The organism is Sphingomonas sp. HITSZ_GF, assembly GCF_029543155.1.
In the GTDB taxonomy this organism is placed as follows: domain Bacteria; phylum Pseudomonadota; class Alphaproteobacteria; order Sphingomonadales; family Sphingomonadaceae; genus Sphingomonas.
On record NZ_JARQXA010000004.1, the window covers coordinates 435,947 to 455,716 of the forward strand.

The window sequence follows — 19,770 nt, forward strand, 5'->3', positions numbered from 1 at the left end:
AGTTATTCCGAAAGATCAGAACTTGGCCTTGAAACCTGCATAGAAGGTGCGGCCACGGAACGAGTAGATCGCGCTGCCCGTGCCCGTCGCCGTCGAACCGAGCGGCGGCTGGGTGTTGAGCAGGTTGTCCACGCCGCCGTAGAAGTTGAACTTCTGACGGCTGCCGTCCTTGCCGATGTCGAAGTCGAAGCGGATGGCGTGGTAGAACACCTCCGGATACTTCAGCGTGTCGGCATAGTCGACGTTCGCCGGGGCAATGCCGTTGATCGAGTACAGGTCGCTGTACGCGGTCAGCAGCATCGGGCCGATATAGTGCATGTTGTAGCCGAAGGTGAACGGCCCGGTCCCGAGGTTCAGATCCCAGCGGAACTCGTCCTTCGGATCGCCGAGCTGGCCGAGGTTGCGGGTCTCGAAGCTCGGGTTGGTCGGATCCTGATAGTTGCTGTTCTTCAGGACGTGCACATAGATCACGCTCGTCCCGAGCTTCACGTCACCGATGTTGGCGCGATACTCGAGATTGACGTCGATGCCGCGGCGCTGGCGGCTGGCGAAGTTCAGCGGCGCCGAGATCAGCGTGTTGAACAGGATGCGGCCCGGCACTTCGCCATTCGGGCCGTTGGTCGTGCCGCGGTTGCGCGAGAACTGCGCGCAGAACACGTTGTTCAGCGAAGCCGAGTCATAGCAGCTGTTCACGATCGCCTGCGCGCTGAGCGAGGTGATGATGCCGTTCACCTTGATCTGGTAGTAATCGGCCGTGAGGCTGAGGCCCCGGATGAAGCGCGGCTGCAGCACGGCGCCGACCGTCAGCGAGTTCGAAGTCTCGGCCTGAAGGTTCGGGTTCGAGCCGCTGACGATGCCGAGCGACTGGGTGATGTCGGTCAGGTTGCTGAGCAGCCCGCCGAGATCCGCCTGGCAGTTCGTGTTGCGGATACCGGTGCCGCGGCTGCCGGGCTGGCAGGGATCGACGAAGCCGGGCGCGAAGTTCGGAACCAGCGGGAAGGCGGTTTCCGAGACGTTCGGCGCACGGACCGAGTGACCATAGTTGGCGCGGAAGCGGATGTCCGGGATCGGAGCCCAGACGGCACCCGCATTATAAGCCCAAACCGTGCCCACATCGCCCTGATACTGGGCGACGCGGCCCGCGCCCGAGAGCGTCAGTTCGTTGAAGAACGGCACGTCCTTGAGCAGCGGCACATTGAGCTCGCCGTACGCTTCCTTCACCTGGAAGGGATCCGGCGTGAACGATGGGATCGAGACGCCGTTGGTGAAGCCGTCGGTGACGAACGGATCCTGATAGTAGAACGCCTTTTCCTGGCGATATTCGCCGCCGATCGCGAAGCCGACCGGGCCGCCCGGCAGCTCGAACAGCTGGCTCAGGTCACCCGAGACGAAGCCCGACACGACGAGCTGCTCGAGGCCCGAGCGGTTGATCGCGGGACGGCTGAAATAGGCGACCGAGGCGCTGTTGTCGGCATGGCCGAACGGATTGTACGGCTTGCAGGCCGCGATGTCGGCAGCCAGGCGGGCGGCGTTGCGCGCCGCGATGGCGAGCGAGACCGAGTCGGTGCGCTGGATCGGCAGGGCCGATGCGGCGTCATACTGCGAGCGGCACTTGATCGTGTTGGTCGCCGGATCGAGGCCGGCGTCCATCGCGAGCATGAAGCGCTGGCGATCGATATAGCCTTCGGTGGTGATCTGTTCGCGGAACTTGCCGTAGTTCAGCGACAGTTCGTAGTTCCAGTCGCTGTTGAACGTGCCGCGGATGCCGCTGACCACGCGCCAGGTGTCGCGCGAGAAATGCTCGTCGCGCAGGCCGACATCGAGCAGGTTGCGGGCGAGCACGAAGCGGTAGCTGCCGTTGTTGATCGCGGTGATGTCCGCCGCGGTCAGGTTGCCGGCGGCCGGGCAGGTGGTCTGCAGGTCGCTGCGGCAGCCCGAGGCGATCAGTGCATTGGCCAGCGTCGTGCGGTCCGCCGAGTTCAGGTACGGGTTGTCGAGGCGGGTGCGCTCGCGATAGTCGAACTGCGACTGGGTGCCCTGGATGAACGACGGGCCGGCATTGTTGCCCACCGTGTTCACGCGGTTCCACTTGGCTTCGACGAACAGCTCCAGCTCGGGCGCGACTTCATAGTGCGCGAGCAGGTTGGCGTTGTAGTGCTCGTTGAACGGCAGGACCGAGAGCGTCTTGCCCTCGCGGCCGGTCTGGCCGTTGCCGCCGATGATCGAGCTGTTGATGCCGGTGCCGAAGCGGGTGCCGGTCTGCTGCACGAGACGGCCGGCATCGTTGAAGATGTAGGTGCAGCTGAAGGCCACGCCGAGGCTGTTCGGGCCGCCATTGTTGGCGGTGGTCGCATTGCCGCAGGCGCCGCCGACGGCGTTGCGCTGGTTGATCGGGACCAGGCCGTTATAGTGGATGGTGGTGCTGCGGAAGTCCTGGAAGAGCGCGCGGTCCGGATAGCCGTCCCCGCCGTTCACGATGCCGGTGCCGCCATCCGAATCGATGACGCCGAAGCCGTCGTTGCGGATGAAGGCCGGGACGTCCGACGCGAAGACGCGGTCAGCGCGCGAATAATCGGCCTGGACGGTGATGTTGCCGCGGCCATCGGCGAAGTTCTTGCCGACGATGCCCGAGATCAGCTGGTTGCCGCCATAGCCGTCCTGCACGAGGCCGGCCTGGCCGCGCACCTGGGCGCCCTCGAAGTCCTTGCGCAGGATGAAGTTGACGACGCCGGCGATGGCGTCCGAGCCGTAGATGGCCGAGTTGCCGCCGGTGACGATCTCGACGCGCTCGATCAGGTCGGCCGAGATCGAGCTGATGTCCGGCGAGACCGCGTTGTTGAGGATGTCGGCCGGCACGTGGCGGCGGCCGTTGACCAGCACCAGGGTGCGCTGCGTGCCCAGGCCGCGCAGATCGAGCAGGCTCAGGCCGGCGATGCCGATGCCCAGGCCGGGATTCTGCTGGGCGAAGGTGCTGCGCAGCTGCGGCAGATCGTTCAGCGTGTCGCCGATGTTGTTCTGGCCTTGCTGGAAGAACTGCTCACCCGAGATCGAGGTGACCGGAACCGGCGAATCGATGTTCGGACGGCGGATGCGCGAGCCCGTGACGACGATCTGCTCCTGATCGTCCTTCGGTGCGGTGGCGGTGCTGTCCGCGCCATCGCTCGACTGCGCGAATGCAAGCGCAGGAACGAATAGCGCGGAGCCGGCGAGCGCGGTCGCGCTCAACAGATGCGAGAGTTTCATTATGTGCCCCTTCAGGCGGGATGCCCGAAGAGCACAAAGAGCCGGACATGTTTCTGCACTGCAAGAGGCTGAAACATTGCACTGCGCAATTATGTCGACTGTGTTGCAGAAAAGAGACTGCAACGCATGGTGAATTACAAATAGCGGCCGATTAGGGTAACTTTCAGAATGTGGTTTATTGGAGTATAACGCTAAAGCAGCCTATTCCAGAAACATTTCGTAACATCTCGTTGGCGGCCCGCAATATGGGGAGCGCCTCAGCGCTCCACGCACATCGCGATTCCCATGCCGCCGCCGATGCACAGCGTGGCGAGGCCCTTCTTCGCATCGCGCTTGGCCATCTCGTAGATCAGCGTGGTGAGCACGCGGGCGCCGCTGGCGCCGATCGGATGGCCGATGGCGATCGCGCCGCCATTGACGTTGACCTTGCTCGCGTCCCAGCCCAGCTCCTTGCCGACCGACAGCGCCTGGGCGGCGAACGCCTCATTGGCCTCGATCAGGTTCAGGTCGGCGATGCTCCAGCCGGCCTTTTCCAGCGCCTTCTTCGAGGCCGGCACCGGGCCGATGCCCATGACCGAGGGATCGACGCCCGCAGTTGCCCAGCTGCGAATCGTGGCGAGGATCGGCGATCCGCGCTTCTCGGCCTCGGCACGGCTCATCACCACCAGTGCGGCGGCGCCGTCGTTGAGGCCCGATGCGTTGGCGGCAGTGACGGTGCCGTCCTTCTTGAACGCGGGGCGCAGGCCCGAAACGCTGTCGAGCGTGGCGCCCGCGCGGATATATTCGTCGTCGGCGACGATCGTGTCGCCCTTGCGACCCTTGATGGTGACCGGGGCGATCTCATCCTTGAAACGGCCGGCGGCGCGCGCGGCCTCGGCCTTGTTCTGCGACGCGACGGCGAATTCGTCCTGCTCGGCGCGGGTGACCTGATATTGCTCGGCCAGGTTCTCGGCGGTGATGCCCATGTGATAGCCGTTGAACACGTCGGTCAGGCCGTCCTTGATCATCGTGTCGACCAGCGCGACGTCGCCCATCTTCGCACCCGCACGCAGCGCCTGGGCGTGGTTGGCGAGCGACATGCTCTCCTGCCCGCCGGCGACGACGATCGTCGAATCGCCGGTCTGGATCGCCTGGGCGGCGAGCGCCACGGCGCGCAGGCCCGAGCCGCAGACCTGCTGCACGCTCCACGCCGGCACTTCCTTGGGCACGCCGGCGGCCATCGATGCCTGGCGGGCGGGGTTCTGGCCCTGCGCCGCGGTGAGCACCTGGCCGAGGATGACCTCGCTGACTTCCTCGCCCTTCACGCCTGCCTGCGCGAGCGCGGCCTCGATCGCGACGCGGCCTAGCTCGTGCGCGGGCGTGCTGCCGAAGGCGCCGAGGAAGCTGCCCACGGGGGTGCGCTTGGCGGCGGTGATGACGACGTCGGTCGGGCTGGTCATGGGAGGCTCCTGCGATGGTCTTGTCTTGTTGCGCGCTATCTAGTGTGCGCTGCGGCAAGACGCCAGACGCAGCCACGCCCAGCCGCGAGGCGGGCGTGGCCGGCGCAGGCCAGGATTATTGGCGCAGGATCTCGGCGCTGCCAACGAAGCGGCGCTTGTCCTTGCCGGCCGCCCATTTGACTTCGCCGGTGGGCGTGCAGCCTTGCGCGAATTCGGGGACCATGACGAGCGCGGCCTCGCAGCTCAGCTGGACGCGATTGGAATCCTCGCCCTCGCAATTGGTCGCCGGCAGGGTGCCGGCGGATATCGCTTCGACCGGTTCGGTTTCGCCGCTGGTCTCGCTGTCCTTGACTGCGAAGCGAATCCGCCGGCTGTCGACATTGTCGAGGCCGAGGCCGCTGCACGCGGTAAACCACCGCTTGCCATCCTTCTCAGTCTTGCGATGGAAGCTGATCTGCACGGTCTGGGCGGGCGCGACGACTTCGCGCCACGGGCCCTGCCTGCTTTCCTGAATCTCGATCAGCGACTTGCCGAGGTCCGATCCCGGCGTGGCGATGCGGACGATTTCGAGCCAGTGCGCTGCATTGTCCTTGGGCACGTTGTTGCTGGCCAGCGTTTCGAGCGCTGCGATGCGCTTGTCGCGTTCCGTGACAACGCCCTTCAGGGATTGAACCTTGGCCAGAAGCACATCGCGGCGCTCCAGCTCCGGTTTCAGCTGGGTGAAGCTGATACCGCCGACGGCGACGAGAACCGCGGCCGCGCCGCCAAGCTTGACCCCGGGGGTGTTCCAGCCCGCGTCACCAACGCCGCCGAGGAAGTGAAAAGTGAGTGTCGCCGCGGCCACGCCGACGAAGAAGGAGGTTATCGCGGCGGACTGGAACAGTCCCATCCCGGCCGAAATCATCACGCCCACGGCAGTCAGGAGCGCGAAGACCACGACGATGCGCTCGAACCAGCTCACCGGCTTGTTCGAATTCTGCCCGCCGGTATTGGCGCTTCCCACCCCGTCTTCGCGATTTTCGTCACTCATTTCAGAACTCCCCCAAGTTCTTCCAAGTCTTGGTTATCGCAGCGGTGACCTATTCGTTCAACGACTACCGGCTTTTATTTGGTCCGTTTCGGCGAGCCAGTCGCGCAGCGGCTCCCACACCATCGTGCGGGCGCGGCCGCCGACGATCATGCCGACATGGCCGAGCGCGATGCTCCGCCGCTCGGCCAGCCCCGCGGCGGTGGCGGCGGGGACGATGCGATCGGTGGTGGAGAGCAGCTCGAGCGCGGGGCAGGCGAGACGTCCGGGCAGGATGCGCGTGCCCTCGACCCACCAGCGGCCGGCGCCGGGGCGATCGTGCTGGAAGAAGCGTTCGAACATCTCCGTGCCCGCGGCATAGGGGAGCGGCGCGCCGGCATTGGCCCAGTCCTCGAGCGCGATGAAGGCGGCGGCCTGGTCGCTGCCCGGCGCGATCCGGGCGAATCGCTCGAACTTGGCGACGGTGCGGGCGGGATCGAGCTGCCAGAAGCCGGCCTGGAGCACTTCCATCGGCACCAGCCCGAGCGCGGCGCTGGCGGGTTGGGCGGCCTCCCATTGCGCCGCAATCGCTGCGCGCGCGAAATCGCCGTAGCGGCGGAATCGCCACGGTGCAGCAATCGTCGCCAGCCCGCGCACCGGGCGGAGCGACGCGGCCGCCATGGCGAGCGTGCCCCCCAGGCAATAGCCGGCGAGCAGCGGCGGCTCGCCCAGCGCATCGATCAGCGGCAGGAGCAATTCGGTGATGTGATGATCGAGCCCCTGGTCGCGATCCTCCGGCCCCGGCGTGCCCCAGTCGACGAGCAGCGGGCGAAGCCCCTGCGTCGCCAGCCACTCGAGCAGCGAGTTGCCCGGCGCCAGGTCGAGGATGAAGGGGGGGTTGATCAGCGAGGGCACGAACACGACCGGCGGGCCGCTGCCGCCATAGTCGCGCAAGGAGGCGCGGCCGGCAGTGGCGACGGCAGGCTTGGGCGCCCGTTCCGGCGGGCGCTGCGCCTCCTGATAGGCCCTCAATCCCGCAAGTGCGGCGACCCTGCGTTCAGGGGATGTTGCAGTTTCGCTGCGCAACAGCGAAAGGAACAGCGGCAATGGACGCGGCCCGTGTTGCGCCGCGGAATGAAACGATGATAGATATGTTTCACTCACTCGGGGGCCCTAGATGAAAAAGAGCGCTGCAGGCACCGGTCCGGTCATCATCAAGAAGTACGCGAACCGGCGGCTCTACAACACCGAAACCTCGTCCTATATCACGCTCGACCATCTGGCGGCGATGACGCGCGAGGGCCGCGACTTCAAGGTCGTCGATGCCAAGACCGAGGAGGACATCACCCACAATGTCCTCACCCAGATCATCATGGAAGAGGAACAGCGCGGCCAGACGATGCTGCCGGTCAACTTCCTGCGCCAGCTGATCGCGCTGTACGGCGACTCGATGCAGGCGATGGTGCCCGGCTATCTCGAGGCCTCGATGGAGAGCTTCCGCCGCAACCAGCAGCAGTTCAAGTCGGCGGTCGAGGGCGCCTTCGCCAACTCGCCCTTCGCCGAGATGGCCAAGCGCAACATGGAGATCTTCGAGGCGGCGACGCAGGCGTTCAAGCCGGGCAGCGGCATGGCCGGTACCCCGGCCGCGGGCCCGGCGCCGGCTCCCGCCTCGGGCGAGGACGATGTCTCGGCGCTGAAGGCCGAGCTCGCCCGGCTCCAGGACAAGATCGAGAAGCTGGCGAAGTAGTTCTCGTCATCCCGGCGAAAGCCGGGATCTCGGGCGAATGCGCGGGGAAGGAGCCGCACGGGATCCCGGCTTTCGCCGGGATGACGACTGTGGCTCGGGAGGGCGGTTGGGGCCTCAGCCCCGTCCGCGCAGCCCGCCCAGCGCGGCGCGGATTTCCTCCAGCGTCGGCATCTTCTGCTCGATCACGCAGCGCAGGCCCAGGCCGTTGAAGCCGTGATAGTCGGTGGCGCTGGCAAAGGCGATCGTGTTGTCGCCGCGCACTTCGGCGCCGCGCACCGCATTGGGCGGCAGCGCGATATGCTCGCCGTGGCGCTTGCCCGCGGACGAGGCGATGATCTTGTCGGCCTGGTCGACGATCGAGATGCTGGTGCGCCCCCAGTCGCGCTCGCCGAACAGCGACTTGTCCGAGATGATCGTCGGGATATGCCCTTCCCAGTCGAACTCGACATAGAAGGCGCCGAGCGGCCGGCCGTCGCGCCCGCGCGGGCGCACGCCGGTAACGAAGACGAGCACCGCGCGGTGATCCGAATAGGGATTGAGCCACACCTCGTCGGTGAACCACTCGTCGCGGCGATGGCTGCGCATCGCGTTGAGATATTGCGGCGCGCTGGTGAGGTCGACGCCGCGCACGCGCGCATGCGGATCCGACGCAGCGATCACCCGGCCCGCATTATTGGCGAGGAAGGTGTTGAGATAATAGGGCGACGTCGCGGTGAGCAGCGCCAGCCTGGCATCGGCGGCGGCGATCGTCTCGGGCGAGGGGTCGGTGAGCGCGGCGATGATCTCCGCGTCCGACGCCATCAGCCGCAGATCGACGCTGCGGCCATAGAGATGGCGGGTGACGTTCTGGATCAGCGCCTGGGCCAGTTCGACCAGCCTCGTGCCCTCGATCTCGCTGACCATCTCATCGGCAATGCCGGCGCCCATCGCGAGGCGCTCGCGCACTTCGGAGCGGAATTCGATCGAGGCGCCGCGCGCCTGTTGCGCCAGCGCCTTGACCTCCTGGGCGACGACCGAGAAGCCGCGCCCGGCCTCGCCCGATCGGGCGGCCTCGATCGCAGCGTTCAGCGCAAGCAAATTGGTGCGCGCAGCGATCTCCTCGCTGGTCGCGGCATAGCTGTCCACTTCCTCGCGGAGGACCGACAGAAGGGTTCGAATACGGCGTGGCACATGTCAGGCATAGGACATGCTGGTTAATGCGCGGTTTAGTACGATAATTTCAAGGTTTCCGGAATTTGAGCGTCATCCGGTCACTTTCGCCGATCGCCGAATACTTGGCGCGATCGACGTCCTTTAGCTTGTAGCTTGGCGGCAAGGTCCACACGCCATCGGGCCAATCGGCGGAATCGCGCGGATTTGCGTTGATTTCGGAGGCGCCGACAAAGACGAAGCCGGCCTGTTCGGCCAGGCGGCGGACGGTGGATACCTTGATATAGCCGCTGGTCTTCTCGCGCTCGGCGCTTGCGCCCTCGGGCAGGCGATGATCCTCGATGCCCAGCGTGCCGCCTTTTTTCAGCATCGCGAACATCTGGCGGAAGGCCTCGGGCGAATAATCCTGGTCGCCGCGCTTGTAGCCCATCCGCCAGTTATGGACGTTGCGGAAGGTGAGGACGATGTCGGCGCTGCCGTCCGGCACCCTGGGCTGGCCGGCTTCGGCGGGGAAGGCGACGAGCCGGGCATGGCCGTAGAGCGCCGCGTCCTTTGCCTTGAGTGCCTCGACCGCCTTGCCGCCATTGGGGAAATCGGGGCCGACCGCGGCGTAATAGGTGCCCGTCGCCTTGGTGAGCGGCGCCAGGATCTCGGTGTACCAGCCGCCGCCCGGCCAGATCTCGACCACGGTGTTGCCGGGCTTCACGCCGAAGAAGCTGAGCGTGTCGACGGGATGGCGATATGGGTCGCGCGCGACGTTCGCGGGGGTGCGGCTGGGCGCGGCGACGGCTTCGGCAATGGCGGAGCGCTGGGTGCGGGGGGCGCCGGCGGCGACGCTGGCCACGGCGACGGCGGTGGTGAGCACCGCCAACAGGCTCAGGGTCTGGCGCATGCGAATTCCCTCCCTAGATGACGCTGCGGCATGTGGGGGTTTATTGTGACGATGCAACTACAATTGTGGCTCGGCGCGGCGGGCGCGGCAGTGATCGCGATCGTCAGCGCGCTGGGCGAGCATCGCCGGCGCAAACGCAAGCGCATGGACGATGTCGGCTTCATGCCCTGGCAGCTCATCCAGGTGATGGCGATGCTCGCCGCGGTGATCCTGGCGAGCGTTGCGCTGAACATGCGGTGAAACCGCCACGTTCGATGATGAGCAAGCGTCTTCTCCCGGTTGCTTCGTCACCCTGAACTTGTTTCAGGGTCCAACGCGCCTCCGGCGATATCGCTCATGGATGGTTGGATGCTGAAACAAGTTCAGCATGACGAAGGAAGGCACTAGTCTCCGCCACTGGTCCGCGAGGGAGGCCGTGCGATGATCACCGTCTGGGGCGAGGGCAGGGGGTTCCGGGTCGCCTGGCTGCTCGAGGAGCTGGGGCTGTCCTATCGGCTGCGGCCCGTCGACATGCTGGCCGGCGTGGAGAACGACCCCGAGTTCCTGGCCATCAACCCGGCAGGCTTCATCCCGGCGCTGCAGGATGGCGAGGTGGTGATGGTCGAATCGATCGCGATCCTCGAATATCTGCTCGCCCGCTACGGCCCTTCGCCACTGGCACCGGCGCCTTCGGATCCGGCCTTTCCGCTCTACCAGCAGTTCCTCCATCTGGGGGAGGCGGGGATGGCGGCCTTCCTGTTCGTCTTCGTCGCCACCAGCATCCTCGCTCCGGAAGGCGAGAAGGACAATTGGAGCGCGCGCGCCAGCCTCGACTGGTTCGAGAGCCGGCGCGGGATCGTGGCACGGCAGCTGGCGCGGGCGCCCTATATGGCGGGGGAGGATTTCACCGCGGCGGACATCTCGATCACCTATGCGCTGCAGCTCGCCGAACGGACCAAAAGCGCCGTGCTCAACGATGCGGAGCGCGCCTATCTGGCACGGACCACGGCCCGCGAGGGATACAGGCGCGCGATGGATGCGTGCGCCGCGACCAAGGCCTGGGTGGCGGCGCTGGCGGCGGCGGAATAGGCCCTGGCGCGTATCGACGTTCACGATCAGGCTGCCGTCGCCGTCATTTCACTGACGGACCATTTGCGAACGAGCCTCGCCTCAATAATCTGAACGTCGATACGCGGCAGGGCCTAGCGCGCCGGCGCAGGACAAAGTGCGATGCTGGACGATCGCTGATCGATGAGCAGCGCGAAATGCTGGAGCGCATGCGCGCCGACGAGCAGTTCGGGATAGCGCTCCGACACGCGGACCTCGACGTCCGACAGGCTGGCGCCCCCGATGCGGAACGGGCCGTGCAGCGTGGCGTTCGCGGTCGTCACCACCGTGTTGGTCAGCGTGCCTTCGCGCGCCTGCTCGAGCGTCCCGCCGCCGACCCGGTCGAACAATGTCCTGGGCAGGACGAAGGCCACATTGGCGCCGGTATCCAGATTGCCCTCCGTCGCAAGGCCGCCGATCGTCACCGGCACGCGGAAGGCACGGCTATAGGCGAGCACGCCTGGCGCTCCCTGCGTGAGCCCCTTGCCGCGGGTGAAGGTCAGGCGCTGCCGGGGATAGTCGATCACCAGCAGCCCGTCGGCGAAGAATTCGCGCCCGAGGATTCCGGCGAACGCCGCCTCGGGCGCCATCTTGCCGGCATAGTCGCGGGTCATCACGTCCAGATCGCGCCGGACCAGTCCGCCGAGTTCGACCGAGGCCAGCCGCACCGTGTCGACCTGCGCAGTCGCCACTGCATCCGATGTCGTGGTCGCGCCGGTGACCGGCAGCTTCAATTGCGCGGCCAGGCTGGCATCGGCCCGGCCCATGCCGCTCGCGCCGGTATCGACGGCGAAGCGGAACGGCCCGGCGCCGTTGACCCGCACCTCAACATAGATGCGGCCGTCGACGATGCGGAAGGGCAGGCTGACGACGGCGTCGGTCGGTGCGGTGTCGACCAGCGTGCAGGGCGTCGGAGGGGCAGCGCCCGGCATTGTCACGGCCATCGCGATCGAAGCGAGGGCCTGCACCAGCATCCAAGTCATTGCATCATCCTCGACAGCCGGCGTGTATTATTCAAATAATACACATGCTGACGCAGGGTTCAAGCTGCACGCTGGCGACGGCGCGAGGGTTGCGATACAAATTGTGCATGACGCAGTCCCGGAAGCGCTGGCCTGTCTCGCTGATGGCGCGCACCTGCGCTGCGATGCTGCTGATCGTGGCGGCGATCCCCTGCGTCCTGCTTGGCACCTTCCTGCCGTTTGCCCTGGCTGCGCAGGCGGAAACCGATCGCAGCTATTTCGCGCAGTTCCAGCAGGCGGCGGCCGAAATGGAGCGGACGGGCCGTCTGCCTGCGCGGCCGCCGGCCGGAACGCCCGAGGGCCCGTCGATCTACCCCGTCTCCACGAACGACTGGAATTGTCCGGCTGCCCTGCCCGTGCGCAGGTCGGATCGATTCACCCTGTCCTTCTGGAGAGGGGAATGGACCGAATGCTATGCGCATCCCTCCGGCGTGACGACGCTGCGCACCAGCCTGACTGCGCAGATGCGTGGCAGCGCCGGGCAATTGTTCCTCATCCTGTGGCTCGTCGGGATCGGCGCGATCTGGGGTGCGGTGCGCCTGATGCGCGGGTTTCGCGCGGCGGCAACCGCCGCGGGCTGGGTCTAGTAGAAGCGCCGCAGCGTCAGCTTGCGCACGCTGCCGCTACACAGGGTGAGCGTCACCACACGCCCCGGCGCCCCGGCGCTCCATTCGATCGGGCGGCCGGCAACGGGAACGCCGTCCGCCGCGCAGATCGTCTCGCCTTCGCGCCAGCCGGTCTCGGCGGCGGGGGAACCGCGCATGACATGGAGCACGCGCAGATGGCTGCCTTCGGCACCGAGCAGCAGGCCGCTGGTCGAGCGCAGCACCGGAGGCGCGACCGGATTGGGCTGGAGAACCATGCGCCCCGCCTTGGGATCGAGCAGCACGCGGTAGCCGAGCAGCAGCCCGGTGCCGATCCGGCCGGCGGCACCCGCGGCGGCGGAATAGCCGCCTTCGCCTTCGATGCGCAGCTCGGTCTCGGGCAGCGCGGCGCCGCCGAAATTGAATCCGCCGATCACCGCCGCCTCGCTTACCAGCGCACCGCCGATCCCCCAGCCGAGCGTAGTGGTGAGCGTGGCGCCGGAGAATCTGGCGCTGGTCCAGGCGGTGCGGCTGAGCGTGACCGCTGCGCCGTCGCCGGTATCGACGATCATCGGGCGCAGGCGGGCGCCGCCCAGGCGAATCTCGGTGACCGGCACTTCGCTGCCGCGCTGGAGCGCGAGCGGCGCGGTGCGCCCGGTGAAGGGCAGGCGGCCGCTCGGCAGGATGCGGAAGCGGCGCACGGCATAGTCGATGTCGAGCGCGCAGCAGCTCAGCACGTCGCTGCCGATCAGCAGGTCGGCGCCGAAGCGCTCCTGGCCCGGCGCATCGGGGATCGCGATGCGCCCGCCGCGCCGGGTGAGCCCGCCGATCACCAGCGTGCCGCCGGGCGCCCAGGCGACCTGGACGCCGCCGCCGATTGCCAGCGCGGGCTGGGTGCGGCCGGTCGTCAGCCGGGCGCGGGCGGCGAATTCGGTGGTGGCGAGCGTGTTGGTGAGCCCGGTATCGAGCACCGCGCGCACCGGGCGGCCGTTGAGCACCGCCTCGAAGCGGATCTGGTTCGACGGCGTCAGGTCGAAGGCGATCCAGCGCGCCTCGCTGTCGGGCGCGAGGGTGATGCCGTCGCGCGGCGGATCGCCGGCGGGGCCGGCGGCCGCGGCCAGCATCAGGGACAGGAAAAGGGACAGCACTGGCCGATCCTAGCCGGTCAGGCGATCAGAGGCACGCCTCGAGCAGCGCCTGATCGAAGCCGTACTGCTTGGCCTTGTCGAGCGTGTAGGGGCGCAGGCCCATCGAGCGATATTCGCCGATGATCTTGCCGTCGGCGCTCTCGTCGAGATACTCGAACTTGAACAGCTCCTGGGTGACGATCACCGGGCCTTCCATGCCGATCACTTCGGTGACGTTGGTCACGCGGCGCGAACCGTCGCGCAGGCGCTTCACCTGGATGATCAGATCGACCGAGTCGGCGATCTGGCGCGAGATCGCTTCCTTCGGCACCTTGATGTCCGACATCATCACCATGTTCTCCATACGGGCGAGCGCCTCGCGCGGAGAGTTGGAGTGGAGCGTACACATCGAGCCGTCATGGCCGGTGTTCATCGCCGAGAGCATGTCGAAGCACTCGGATCCGCGGATTTCGCCCAGGATGATGCGATCCGGGCGCATACGCAGCGCGTTCTTCACGAGATCGCGGATGGTGATCTCGCCCTGGCCCTCCAGGTTCGGCGGGCGGGTTTCGAGCGGCAGCCAGTGCGGCTGCTGCAGGCGGAGTTCGGCCGCGTCCTCGATCGTCAGCACGCGCTCGCCCGGGTCGATCATCTTCGACAGGGCGTTGAGCATCGTCGTCTTGCCCGAGCCGGTGCCGCCCGAGATGACGATGTTGAAGCGGCTGGCGCCGGCGACCTTGAGCGCGGTCGCCATCTTCTGCGACATCGATCCGCCATTCGCCATCATGTCGAGCGTGATCGGCTTGGCCGAGAATTTACGAATCGAGATCGCGGTGCCGCGCAAGCTCAGCGGCGGCACGATCACGTTGACGCGGCTGCCGTCCTTGAGGCGGGCGTCGGCCAGCGGCGTGGTCTGGTCGACGCGGCGGCCGACCGAGTTGCAGATGCGCTGCGCGATCTGGAACAGATGCTCCTCGTCGCGGAACTGGATGTTCGCGAGCTCGAGCTTGCCCTTGCGCTCGACAAAGGTCTGCTCGGGGCCGTTGACCATGATGTCCGAGATCGCCGGATCGCTGAGCAGCTCCTCGAGCGGGCCCAGGCCGAGCAGCTCGTCGACCAGCACCTTCTCGAGCGCGAACTGTTCGCGGCGGTTGAGCGTCAGCTTCAGCTCGGCGAGCACTTCGCCGATGATCGGGCGGAATTCCTCGGCGAGCTCGTCCTTGCTCAGCGTCGCCGCGGCCTCGGGATCGACACGCTCCAGAAGGCGCGGAAGCACCTGTTCCTTGATGCGGTGGATCGAAGCTTCGAATCCCTCCATCCGCGAATTGCCAGCATCCCCCGAGGCGGCCTGGCGATCGGCGAGGCGCTGGAGCGCTTCACCCGTGGCGGCGCTGGGACCGCCGGGGTCGCGCTCGGCCATGGTGTCGGTGCCGGCGCTCTGGCCGGGCAGCGGCACGGAATTGATCGGCGGGAACTGCTCGCCGCCGCCAAGCGGGGCGGGATCTGCGGGGCGGGGCAGCGGTCCGCCGCCCTGCATCGGGCGCGCGACGCCGAATGCCGGCCTGCCTGCCTGGCCCCCACCCAATCCGCTGCGTCGTCCGAAAGCGCTCATCAGAATCCAATGTCCCCTCGAACCCGAAGCCTTAAGGAAGAAGGCTTGATATTTACCTAACCGGAGCGGCGATCGGGACAGGCCCGGGTGCATGGCAGCCGCTATGGACGGCCAGACGCTTCTCGCCCTCATGGTCGTAAACGCCCAGCCGCACGATATTGCTGCATCCCTGGAGATAGCGGGCGAGCTGTGCGACATTCGCCTGGTTGAGCGGGGCGGCGGGGAGCGGCTCCTGCACCACCACGGTTTCGGGCCCGGCGGCGAGCACCCGGGCGAGCGCGGCGACTTCGTCGGTCCCGCTCGCGCGCGACTCGGCGCCCTCGTAATAATGCGCTGGAAAGGCGAGCGGGCGAGGCGGCGGCGCGCCGATCTCGGCATAGAGATAGCTGGGCATGCCGAAAACCAGCAGCCGGTGGTGCGGCGTCACGGCGCGGACATGCGCGACCAGCGCGGCGGCGGCGGGCCGCGCCCTGGCGCGGGTCTGCAGCGCGAACATGTCCGCAGTGGCGAGGTTGAGCGCGATCAGCGCGACGAAGCTTATCGCGCCGATCCGCGGCCGGGCGAAGAAGGGCGCGGCGAGGATCGCCAGCGGCGCGGCGAGCGGCAGCGCGTAGTGGAGGTAGAGCCCGGGAAACAGCGCCACCCCGGCGGTCGCGGCGAGCGCCCAGCCGAAGAGGAAGCCAAGCGGGGCGGCGCGCTCGACCCGAGCACGCCAATATCCGGCGGCGGCGAGTGCCAGCGGCAGGCAGAGCAGCCCGGCCATGGCGAGCCCGCGTGCGAGACGACCGGCATCATAGACACGGGCGAAGTTGGACAGGACCAGCGCCTGCCAAAGCGCCGGGAAATGGCCGATCGCTGCATAGAAGAGCGCGACGCCCGCCATCGGCAGCGCGCCGATCGCGGCCAGCGCCAGCGCGCGCCAGCCCAGGGCATGCCGCCCGAGCAGCGCCAGCACGGCGAGGCCGAGGAAGATCGCCTCGAACGCCGCGGATTGCTTGAAGCCGATGGCGAGGCCCGCGCTCAGCATGCCGAGCAGCACGCGGGGGGGAAGCTCGCCTGCGCGCAGCCGCTCGATGCTGGTGGCGATCGACCAGGCGGCGAAGACGATCAGCGGATTGTAGAACACCGCCGCTTCGCCATTGCCGCCACCGAACCGGGTGAGGAAGGCGAGATAGGCGATGCCGGCCATCAGCGATGCTGGCAGCGGCGCGAGCAGCCGGGCGATCCGCGCGGTGCCCCAGGCGCCTGCCGCGGCCAGCATGGTGGCGACGAGCTGATAGGCCAGGACGGAGGGGTTCAGACAGGCGATCGCCGCATAGGCGAGGTAGAGCAAGGGCGGCTTGCGGTCCCAGATGTCGACATAGAGCAGGTCGCCGGCGAGCAGCCTTTGCCCGACCAGCGCGAAATACTGGTCGTCGACGGCATAGTTCCACTCGCCCCAGGCCGGGCAGCGCAGCGCGATGGCGACGAGCAGGAACAGGGCGAATTGCGCCAGCCGGGAGCGCTCCAGCACTGCCATGACGTCCGATCCCCCTTGCCCGGCCACCAGCCTAGCCGCGCCGGGTTAAGGCGGGGTAGCCAGTCACAGGAACGGCCCGCGGGCGCGATCGCGGGCGTTGCTGGGCGGCACGCCGGCGAGTGCGCGGAAGTCGCGCGCCATATGCGCCTGGTCGGCATAGCCGCGCGCGGCGGCAGTATCGGCCAGGCTGTCGCCCCCCTGCTGGACGTCCTGCATGGCGGCGCGGAAGCGGAGCAGGCGCAGATAGGCGCGCGGTGCAAGGCCGAGCTCGCGCGCGAAGATGCGTTGCAGGCGCCGGTGCGGCAGGCCGGCGCGCGCGGCAATCTCGCCGACGCCGGCGGAGGTGAGGATCGCGCGGGCGAGCGGCGGCGGCGTGGTGCCGGCCAGCGCGCGGACGAGATTGGCGACGGGATCGCCGTGCAGCAGGGCGGCGAGCGGCGATTTGCCGTCCACCGCGATCCAGGTATCAGCGAAGCGGGGGCAGGGCGTGCCGCCCAACGCGTGCCAGGCCCAAGGCCAGAGCTTGATCGCGGTGAAGCGCGCGTCGCCGCTGAAGCCGAAGCGGATCGGGTGGTTGGAAAGCCCGGTCGCGAAATATTCGGGCTGGTCGCGCCGCCACTCCGAGCGGCCGGCACTGCGGCGGATCAGCTCGATGCAACCGTCCGGCGTCGCCTCATGCTCCACCCAGCCGGGCTGGTCGGCGGCCAGCGTCCATACCGCGGCGACAAGCCCGTCGAGCGCGGGCGGCAGGGGCAGCTCGGCATAGTCCATCCGGCGAGCCTCGCATGTCGCGTGCGTTCAAGCCAGCGCCGTGCCCCCGCTTCTAGGGTCGGGCGGAGCAATGGGAGGAGGAACCATGATTGCGACGATACTGATGTTCGCCGGACTGTATTTGGGTGCGCCGCAGCCGCAGGAGGCGCCTTTTGCCTGGCTGATCGGCAAATGGTGCACGCTTCCGCATGCGCCGGCCAAGGGCACGACCTGTGAGGAATGGACCCCGATGGCCGACGGCGTGATGCGTGGCACCAGCCAGACCCGGCGCGAGGGCAAGCCGACCCAGGAGGAGAAGATGGAGATCCGGCGCGACGGCGCCGGCTGGATCTTCCATGCCGAGCCGCGCGGCCAGGCGCCGGCCGATTTCCGGGCGGGCGCGGACGATGTCGCTGCGCTGGCGGTCAGCTTCGAGAACGCGGCGCATGATTATCCGCAGCGCATCCGCTACTGGCGCGACGGCGACATGCTGATCGCCGAGATCGCGCTGGCGGATGGCAACAAGGCGATCCGCTGGGAATATCATCGGGAAAAATAGGATCGCCCCGCGGGCGAAAGCCGGGATCTCAGGCCGCGAGAGGCGGGACGAGAGCTTCCCGGGGATCCCGGCCTTCACCGGGATAGACGGAGCCGGCCGGGTGAACCCGCCGGCCGTCTTGGATTCAGCCTTCGGCCTTCTCGGCCAGAACCGTCAGGCCCTTCTCGTTCACTTCGGCGAAGCCGCCCTCGATGCGGATCGTCTCGGGGGTGGTCGCACCCGCCTTGTAGATCTCGAGATTGCCGTCGCGGATGGTCGACATCAGCGGAGCATGACCTTCGAGCACGCCGAAATCGCCCTCGGTGCCGGGGACGACGACCATGTGCACTTCCTCCGAGCGGAGGAGCTTTTCGGGGGTCACGAGTTCGAAGTGCAGGGACATTTCATTATCCTCTCCCCTCCCGCTTGCGGAAGGGGCCGGGGGAGGGCCTGTCAATTTATAACGGGAGGGCCGGCCCTTACAGGCCCTCCCCTAACCCCTCCCGCAAGCGGGAGGGGAATTTCAGCTTACGCCTCTTCGGCCAGCTTCTTGCCCTTGGCGATGGCGTCGTCGATGCCGCCGACCATGTAGAAGGCTGCTTCCGGAAGGTGGTCGTACTCGCCGTTCACCACCGCCTTGAACGACTTGATGGTGTCCTCGATCTGCACGAACGCGCCCGGGATGCCGGTGAACACTTCGGCGACGTGGAAGGGCTGCGAGAGGAAGCGCTGGATCTTGCGGGCGCGCGAGACGGTCAGCTTGTCCTCTTCCGAGAGCTCGTCCATGCCGAGAATGGCGATGATGTCCTGCAGCGACTTGTACTTCTGCAGGATCGACTGGACCGCACGGGCAGTCTCGTAATGCTCCTGGCCGACTACGCGCGGTTCGAGAACGCGGCTGGTCGAGTCCAGCGGGTCCACTGCCGGATAGATGCCGAGCTCCGAGATCGCGCGGTTGAGCACGGTCGTCGCGTCGAGGTGGGCGAACGAGGTTGCCGGCGCCGGGTCGGTAAGATCGTCCGCGGGGACGTACACGGCCTGCACCGAAGTGATCGAGCCCTTGTTGGTCGAGGTGATGCGCTCCTGCAGCGCGCCCATGTCGGTCGACAGGGTCGGCTGGTAGCCCACGGCCGAAGGAATACGGCCGAGCAGTGCCGACACTTCGGCGCCCGCCTGGGTGAAGCGGAAGATGTTGTCGACGAAGAAGAGCACGTCCTGGCCTTCGACGTCGCGGAAATATTCGGCGATCGTCAGGCCCGAGAGCGCGACGCGGGCACGGGCGCCCGGCGGCTCGTTCATCTGGCCATAGACCAGCGCCACCTTCGAGCCTTCGCTGATGGCGTTGCCGTCGGCGTCCTTGGCGATGACGCCTGCGTCGAGGAACTCGTGATAGAGGTCGTTGCCCTCACGGGTACGCTCGCCGACGCCGGCGAACACCGAGGTGCCGCCATGGCCCTTGGCGATGTTGTTGATCAGCTCCTGGATGAGCACGGTCTTGCCCACGCCGGCGCCGCCGAACAGGCCGATCTTGCCGCCCTTGGCGTAGGGCGCGAGCAGGTCGATGACCTTGATGCCGGTGACGAGGATCGCGCTCTCGGTCGACTGGTCGACGAAGAGGGGGGCCTCGGCGTGGATCGGCGCGCGGAGGTCGGTGGCGACCGCGCCGCGCTCGTCGATCGGCTCGCCGATCACGTTGAGGATGCGGCCGAGCGTCGCCGGGCCAACCGGCACCGAGATCTGTGCGCCGGTGTCGGTCACGGTCTGGCCGCGGGTCAGGCCCTCGGTCGAGTCCATCGCGATCGTGCGGACGGTGTTCTCGCCCAGGTGCTGCGCGACTTCGAGGACCAGGCGGTTGCCGTTGTTGTCGGTTTCGAGCGCCGAGAGGATCGCCGGCAGCGCGCCGTCGAACGCGACGTCGACGACGGCGCCGATGACCTGGCTGATGCGACCGACATTGTTGGTCGTCGTCGGCGCGGTCGCCGGAGCGTCGGCCTTGGGCTTCGCGGCGCGCGGCTTGCGCGCGGGCTTCTCTGCGGTCGGGGCTGCGGTGGCCATC

General features: G+C 67.5%; 18 protein-coding genes. 5 read left to right on the forward strand and 13 right to left on the reverse strand.

The annotated features are described in order from the left end of the window. Positions 1-15: 15 nt before the first annotated feature. From P6144_RS13855 to P6144_RS13870, 4 genes are all read right to left on the reverse strand, one after another. Entirely contained in the window at positions 16-3,243 is a 3,228-nt protein-coding gene (locus P6144_RS13855) for a TonB-dependent receptor (protein WP_277768344.1), read from the reverse strand. Between the two features lie 257 nt (positions 3,244-3,500). Continuing rightward, the gene (locus P6144_RS13860) at positions 3,501-4,682 is read right to left on the reverse strand and encodes an acetyl-CoA C-acetyltransferase (RefSeq protein WP_277768345.1); all 1,182 of its coding nucleotides are present in this window, start codon (positions 4,680-4,682) and stop codon (positions 3,501-3,503) included. A 115-nt stretch (positions 4,683-4,797) separates the two neighbouring features. Next, the gene (locus P6144_RS13865; protein ID WP_277768346.1) at positions 4,798-5,643 is read right to left on the reverse strand and encodes a hypothetical protein; all 846 of its coding nucleotides are present in this window, start codon (positions 5,641-5,643) and stop codon (positions 4,798-4,800) included. A 126-nt stretch (positions 5,644-5,769) separates the two neighbouring features. Beyond that, positions 5,770-6,795 (reverse strand): alpha/beta fold hydrolase, encoded by a 1,026-nt coding sequence (locus P6144_RS13870; RefSeq protein ID WP_277768347.1) that lies wholly within the window; start codon positions 6,793-6,795, stop codon positions 5,770-5,772. Positions 6,796-6,865: 70 nt separating this feature from the next. Here P6144_RS13870 and phaR point away from each other — a divergent pair, with 70 nt between their 5' ends. After that, positions 6,866-7,435, forward strand: coding sequence for a polyhydroxyalkanoate synthesis repressor PhaR (phaR, locus tag P6144_RS13875; RefSeq protein ID WP_277768348.1), 570 nt, complete (start codon positions 6,866-6,868; stop codon positions 7,433-7,435). A gap of 114 nt (positions 7,436-7,549) precedes the next feature. On the opposite strand, the gene P6144_RS13880 is transcribed toward phaR, so the two are convergent. Then, positions 7,550-8,560: a methyl-accepting chemotaxis protein gene (locus tag P6144_RS13880; RefSeq protein ID WP_277768349.1), complete on the reverse strand. Its 1,011-nt coding sequence runs from the start codon at positions 8,558-8,560 to the stop codon at positions 7,550-7,552. A 94-nt stretch (positions 8,561-8,654) separates the two neighbouring features. Further along, positions 8,655-9,476, reverse strand: coding sequence for a methyltransferase (locus tag P6144_RS13885; protein ID WP_277768350.1), 822 nt, complete (start codon positions 9,474-9,476; stop codon positions 8,655-8,657). Positions 9,477-9,506: 30 nt separating this feature from the next. On the opposite strand from P6144_RS13885, the gene P6144_RS13890 reads away from it, so the two are divergent. After that, a complete protein-coding gene (locus P6144_RS13890; RefSeq protein ID WP_277768351.1) occupies positions 9,507-9,716 on the forward strand; it encodes a hypothetical protein in 210 nt (69 codons plus the stop codon). A gap of 180 nt (positions 9,717-9,896) precedes the next feature. Then, positions 9,897-10,544 carry a glutathione S-transferase family protein gene (locus tag P6144_RS13895; protein WP_277768352.1) on the forward strand — a complete coding sequence of 216 codons (648 nt, stop codon included), beginning with the start codon at positions 9,897-9,899 and terminating at the stop codon, positions 10,542-10,544. 113 nt (positions 10,545-10,657) lie between these two features. Here P6144_RS13895 and P6144_RS13900 read toward each other — a convergent pair whose 3' ends face one another. Continuing rightward, a complete protein-coding gene (locus P6144_RS13900; protein ID WP_277768353.1) occupies positions 10,658-11,545 on the reverse strand; it encodes an aspartyl protease family protein in 888 nt (295 codons plus the stop codon). A gap of 107 nt (positions 11,546-11,652) precedes the next feature. Here P6144_RS13900 and P6144_RS13905 point away from each other — a divergent pair, with 107 nt between their 5' ends. After that, positions 11,653-12,171, forward strand: a complete 519-nt coding sequence (locus P6144_RS13905; RefSeq protein WP_277768354.1) for a hypothetical protein — start codon at positions 11,653-11,655, stop codon at positions 12,169-12,171. Here the strand turns inward: P6144_RS13905 and P6144_RS13910 are convergent. From P6144_RS13910 to P6144_RS13925, 4 genes are all read right to left on the reverse strand, one after another. Then, positions 12,168-13,316: an aspartyl protease family protein gene (locus tag P6144_RS13910; protein ID WP_277768355.1), complete on the reverse strand. Its 1,149-nt coding sequence runs from the start codon at positions 13,314-13,316 to the stop codon at positions 12,168-12,170. The two genes, P6144_RS13905 and P6144_RS13910, sit on opposite strands and share 4 nt — an antisense overlap. Before the next feature lie 25 nt (positions 13,317-13,341). Then, positions 13,342-14,907 (reverse strand): CpaF family protein, encoded by a 1,566-nt coding sequence (locus P6144_RS13915; RefSeq protein WP_277768356.1) that lies wholly within the window; start codon positions 14,905-14,907, stop codon positions 13,342-13,344. Between the two features lie 52 nt (positions 14,908-14,959). After that, on the reverse strand, positions 14,960-16,426 hold the full coding sequence (locus P6144_RS13920) for a hypothetical protein (RefSeq protein WP_277768357.1): 1,467 nt from the start codon (positions 16,424-16,426) through the stop codon (positions 14,960-14,962). A 63-nt stretch (positions 16,427-16,489) separates the two neighbouring features. Then, the gene (locus P6144_RS13925) at positions 16,490-17,197 is read right to left on the reverse strand and encodes a helix-turn-helix domain-containing protein (protein WP_277768358.1); all 708 of its coding nucleotides are present in this window, start codon (positions 17,195-17,197) and stop codon (positions 16,490-16,492) included. Between the two features lie 85 nt (positions 17,198-17,282). Here P6144_RS13925 and P6144_RS13930 point away from each other — a divergent pair, with 85 nt between their 5' ends. Beyond that, a complete protein-coding gene (locus P6144_RS13930; RefSeq protein WP_277768359.1) occupies positions 17,283-17,735 on the forward strand; it encodes a DUF6265 family protein in 453 nt (150 codons plus the stop codon). 124 nt (positions 17,736-17,859) lie between these two features. Here P6144_RS13930 and P6144_RS13935 read toward each other — a convergent pair whose 3' ends face one another. Then, positions 17,860-18,117, reverse strand: coding sequence for an ATP synthase F1 subunit epsilon (locus P6144_RS13935; protein WP_086130635.1), 258 nt, complete (start codon positions 18,115-18,117; stop codon positions 17,860-17,862). 125 nt (positions 18,118-18,242) lie between these two features. After that, positions 18,243-19,769: a F0F1 ATP synthase subunit beta gene (atpD, locus tag P6144_RS13940; protein WP_277768360.1), complete on the reverse strand. Its 1,527-nt coding sequence runs from the start codon at positions 19,767-19,769 to the stop codon at positions 18,243-18,245. Position 19,770 lies beyond the last annotated feature (1 nt).

Coding starts and splice junctions, on each gene's coding strand:
- P6144_RS13855 (WP_277768344.1), bottom strand. CDS start 3,243: ATGAAACTCTCGCATCTGTTGAGCGCGACCGCGCTCGCCGGCTCCGCG.
- P6144_RS13860 (WP_277768345.1), bottom strand. CDS start 4,682: ATGACCAGCCCGACCGACGTCGTCATCACCGCCGCCAAGCGCACCCCC.
- phaR (WP_277768348.1), top strand. CDS start 6,866: ATGAAAAAGAGCGCTGCAGGCACCGGTCCGGTCATCATCAAGAAGTAC.
- P6144_RS13885 (WP_277768350.1), bottom strand. CDS start 9,476: ATGCGCCAGACCCTGAGCCTGTTGGCGGTGCTCACCACCGCCGTCGCC.
- P6144_RS13890 (WP_277768351.1), top strand. CDS start 9,507: ATGTGGGGGTTTATTGTGACGATGCAACTACAATTGTGGCTCGGCGCG.
- P6144_RS13895 (WP_277768352.1), top strand. CDS start 9,897: ATGATCACCGTCTGGGGCGAGGGCAGGGGGTTCCGGGTCGCCTGGCTG.
- P6144_RS13900 (WP_277768353.1), bottom strand. CDS start 11,545: ATGACTTGGATGCTGGTGCAGGCCCTCGCTTCGATCGCGATGGCCGTG.
- P6144_RS13905 (WP_277768354.1), top strand. CDS start 11,653: ATGACGCAGTCCCGGAAGCGCTGGCCTGTCTCGCTGATGGCGCGCACC.
- P6144_RS13915 (WP_277768356.1), bottom strand. CDS start 14,907: ATGAGCGCTTTCGGACGACGCAGCGGATTGGGTGGGGGCCAGGCAGGC.
- P6144_RS13920 (WP_277768357.1), bottom strand. CDS start 16,426: ATGGCAGTGCTGGAGCGCTCCCGGCTGGCGCAATTCGCCCTGTTCCTG.
- P6144_RS13925 (WP_277768358.1), bottom strand. CDS start 17,197: ATGGACTATGCCGAGCTGCCCCTGCCGCCCGCGCTCGACGGGCTTGTC.
- P6144_RS13930 (WP_277768359.1), top strand. CDS start 17,283: ATGATTGCGACGATACTGATGTTCGCCGGACTGTATTTGGGTGCGCCG.
- P6144_RS13935 (WP_086130635.1), bottom strand. CDS start 18,117: ATGTCCCTGCACTTCGAACTCGTGACCCCCGAAAAGCTCCTCCGCTCG.
- atpD (WP_277768360.1), bottom strand. CDS start 19,769: ATGGCCACCGCAGCCCCGACCGCAGAGAAGCCCGCGCGCAAGCCGCGC.